This window comes from Lentibacillus salicampi, assembly GCF_004565465.1.
Classification (GTDB): domain Bacteria; phylum Bacillota; class Bacilli; order Bacillales; family Amphibacillaceae; genus Lentibacillus; species Lentibacillus salicampi.
Genome location: NZ_SRHY01000087.1, coordinates 1 through 3,053 on the forward strand (window position 1 = coordinate 1; position 3,053 = coordinate 3,053).

Below are 3,053 nucleotides of genomic sequence, written 5' to 3' on the forward strand. Positions count from 1 at the left end.
TTAAACTATACCAAAAGTTGAGGTGTTTTTCTTTTATTGTGATGTTGTCAAGGAACATAATTCAGCTGCCAATGAGTGATACTGCAGTTAAATTAAAGCCTATTTTTGATCTGCGAAAGTTGAGTAACATCTTTCTTTTCTTCTGCTAAATCCTGAAGTCTTTGCTCAAAGGATGAAATCTGAAGAGACTGAACATACGAAGGTATTCCTATTTTAGTTAGTTGTTTTTTGGCTTCACCAATAACAGATTTGGTCTCTTCTATACTGTCATTAATTCTTTCATGAGGTGAAGTCATTTATTGCATCTCCTTTAAAATTCTCAATTTCGCTTTCTGATATCTTCGCTAAACCACGCTTCTTCACTCTTTTTGTATTATGAAGTTTATCCCATCTGTTATCTTTAAACAACCAATATAAACATTGATTAAAAGGTTTCTTAAATACGCTCCACAAGATATTTTCAAGAAATGCCAAAGGGGCAGCCGAAACATTCAGCTGCCCCTTTGGCCATGTCCCATTAACCTAATTCAATCTCCTCAACCGTCCGATCAACAATCCGCGCTTCTTTGATGGATACAACATCACCGCCTGATGATGTGAAAGCGTTCTGATTGATGATTTCTTCCATCGCAGCTTTGATCGCTGCCGGGTCAGCCGGCTCGATCGGTTGTTCCAGTGAATAAGTGACTGTCTTGTCATCTTCATTCAAAAATTTCAATTCAAGCTTTTTCATGGTGTCACCTCCTTCCCTGATTTTATTTGCCACCAGCCGCTAAGGCAGAACGATGATTCTTCAGTCAAACGCTCCGAATCCCCCCAAATCGTTCTGCCCTCGGTCAGCCTTACGCATCTTCGCTGATTTCGGAACTGTCATTACGTTCCACATTTACCAGCGGACGCTCCTGCAATGCGGTCACAGCGGTTGCGATCGAATAAAGCTGATCGGCTGTTGCTGAAATTTTGACATTGTTGAAGCCCTTCGTTTTATAAAGCTGCTTGCCGGAGTTCTCATCCACGCCGTCATCCAGGATCAAGCGCAACCGCGAATCGACCATTTGTTGTTCGGCCATGTCGCTCACCTCCTTTCACCCCTATAATCGAATTGAGAGGCAAAAAGGGGGCATGAAAAATAAAAAGATTTTTTGGAATGGTATGCCCCCATTTGCGGATTGGTTTCGATTATAGAAGAAAGAGGGGGGGACGGACGAAAATTTTTCACAGCGGGTGCCAAAAAAGCAGTACTATTTTAGTGGATGTAAGCGGCAAATGAGGAACACGTAAGTCAGAGAACAGCGTGCATAATTCGTGGCAGCTCGACCAGCTTTGCCTGGCCCACAATCGAGTTTCTATCCCTTTTGATCGAATCCGGCAACCTTACGACATATTTTATACATGTCACATCCCAGAGATGCCACCCCAAACAAAAAGCCTCCATAACAGAAGGGAACACATAACTCCTTCCATTATGGAGGCCAGCAAAGCTACTCTAACCAAATTATAGGCTCCAGTAATGATAACCTTGGGCTTCACAATCTTTTCGATTCAAAATACTTTTGATGTCGATTAATACTTTATTTTCGTTCCGATAAAGCGTGTCCAACATGCCCAGCTCATACTGTTCTTTGAATTCATGGTGACCGACAGCCAGCACAATACAATCCAAATTACTTAATTGGTCTTTATCAACTAAATCGATGCCAAATTCGTCATGGACAGCACCTTTATCAGCAACTGGGTCGTGAACAACAACGTCAACGCCATAGTCCTTTAATTCCTCAATGATGTCGATGACTTTGGTATTGCGGACATCCGGCACATCTTCCTTGAACGTAATGCCGAGGATACCGACTCTTGCGCCGTTGATTTCCTGTTTGGCATGAATCATTTTCTTAATCACATTTGAGCCGATATATTTGCCCATGTCATCATTGATTTTTCGGCCGGACAGGATGATTTGCGAATGATGGCCGAGCTGTTCAGCTTTATAAGTGAAATAATACGGGTCAACACCAATACAGTGACCGCCAACAAGACCTGGCGTGAATTTCAGGAAGTTCCATTTCGTGCCGGCTGCTTCCAATACGGCACTTGTATTAATATCCATTTTATTAAAAACCATTGATAGCTCGTTCATGAATGCGATATTAATATCGCGCTGCGAATTTTCAATGACTTTGGCAGCCTCTGCTACCTTAATCGACTCAGCTTCATGTACGCCGGCCTCAACAATCGCGCCATACACGCTGGAAACTTCACGCAACGCATCATCATCTGAGCCGGATACTATCTTAGTAATGCTGGTTATCTTGTTCACTTTATCACCAGGGTTAATGCGTTCCGGGGAATAGCCGACTTTAAAATCAGTACCCATTTGCAGTCCGGATTGTTCCTCGAGAATCGGGATACAAATCTCTTCAGTTGTACCGGGGTAGACCGTTGACTCGTACACAACAATCGAACCTTCCGTCAAATTGCGGCCGACCGTTTCACTGGCACCGATAACGGGATTGAGATTCGGTGTTTTATCTGTATTAATCGGGGTTGGAACGGCTAAGATATGAAATTTGCACGCTCGTAAATCTTCTTCTTCACTCGTAAATGTCATCGTAGTATTCTGAACCGCTTCGTCACCGACTTCATGTGTAACATCGACACCGGTTAAATATTTGTCGAGCTTCTCTTTGTTGACATCAAAACCGACCACATCAAATATTTTTGCAAGTTCAATTGCGAGCGGAAGTCCTACGTATCCCAAACCAATGACAGCAACTTTTTCATCTTTGGATATTAATTTTTCAAACAATCTCATAACGAATGCCTGCCTTTATAAATTCAATTTTATTATACTTTATCATATATCCAAACTATACAGCTATACCCTGCATTTGTATAGTATTTTAAATCCAGTATTCACAATTTCCCGCTTATATGTGTAAAATAATTCTCGGGGCCACCTGAGGCAATTTTCTAGTCAAAAAAGAGAAGGCACTCTATCATAAATGTATGCTTTGACGGGCAAATACATTTCGAAAGAGGCCTTCTCATGGAAACTA

At 41.9% G+C, this 3,053-nt stretch carries 4 protein-coding genes; all 4 read right to left on the reverse strand.

Annotated features, from left to right (window positions below; genetic code table 11):
- Positions 1-92 precede the first annotated feature (92 nt).
- The gene (locus E4U82_RS19335; protein ID WP_135111877.1) at positions 93-296 is read right to left on the reverse strand and encodes a hypothetical protein; all 204 of its coding nucleotides are present in this window, start codon (positions 294-296) and stop codon (positions 93-95) included.
- Positions 297-517: 221 nt separating this feature from the next.
- Positions 518-733: a DUF2922 domain-containing protein gene (locus E4U82_RS19340; RefSeq protein ID WP_135111878.1), complete on the reverse strand. Its 216-nt coding sequence runs from the start codon at positions 731-733 to the stop codon at positions 518-520.
- A gap of 109 nt (positions 734-842) precedes the next feature.
- Positions 843-1,070: a DUF1659 domain-containing protein gene (locus E4U82_RS19345; RefSeq protein WP_135111879.1), complete on the reverse strand. Its 228-nt coding sequence runs from the start codon at positions 1,068-1,070 to the stop codon at positions 843-845.
- Positions 1,071-1,495: 425 nt separating this feature from the next.
- The gene (locus E4U82_RS19350; protein ID WP_135111880.1) at positions 1,496-2,809 is read right to left on the reverse strand and encodes a nucleotide sugar dehydrogenase; all 1,314 of its coding nucleotides are present in this window, start codon (positions 2,807-2,809) and stop codon (positions 1,496-1,498) included.
- Positions 2,810-3,053: the final 244 nt, after the last annotated feature.

Bases quoted from the DNA above. Each gene is read 5' to 3' on its own strand.
- E4U82_RS19335 (WP_135111877.1), bottom strand. From the start codon at position 296: ATGACTTCACCTCATGAAAGAATTAATGACAGTATAGAAGAGACCAAA.
- E4U82_RS19340 (WP_135111878.1), bottom strand. From the start codon at position 733: ATGAAAAAGCTTGAATTGAAATTTTTGAATGAAGATGACAAGACAGTC.
- E4U82_RS19345 (WP_135111879.1), bottom strand. From the start codon at position 1,070: ATGGCCGAACAACAAATGGTCGATTCGCGGTTGCGCTTGATCCTGGAT.
- E4U82_RS19350 (WP_135111880.1), bottom strand. From the start codon at position 2,809: ATGAGATTGTTTGAAAAATTAATATCCAAAGATGAAAAAGTTGCTGTC.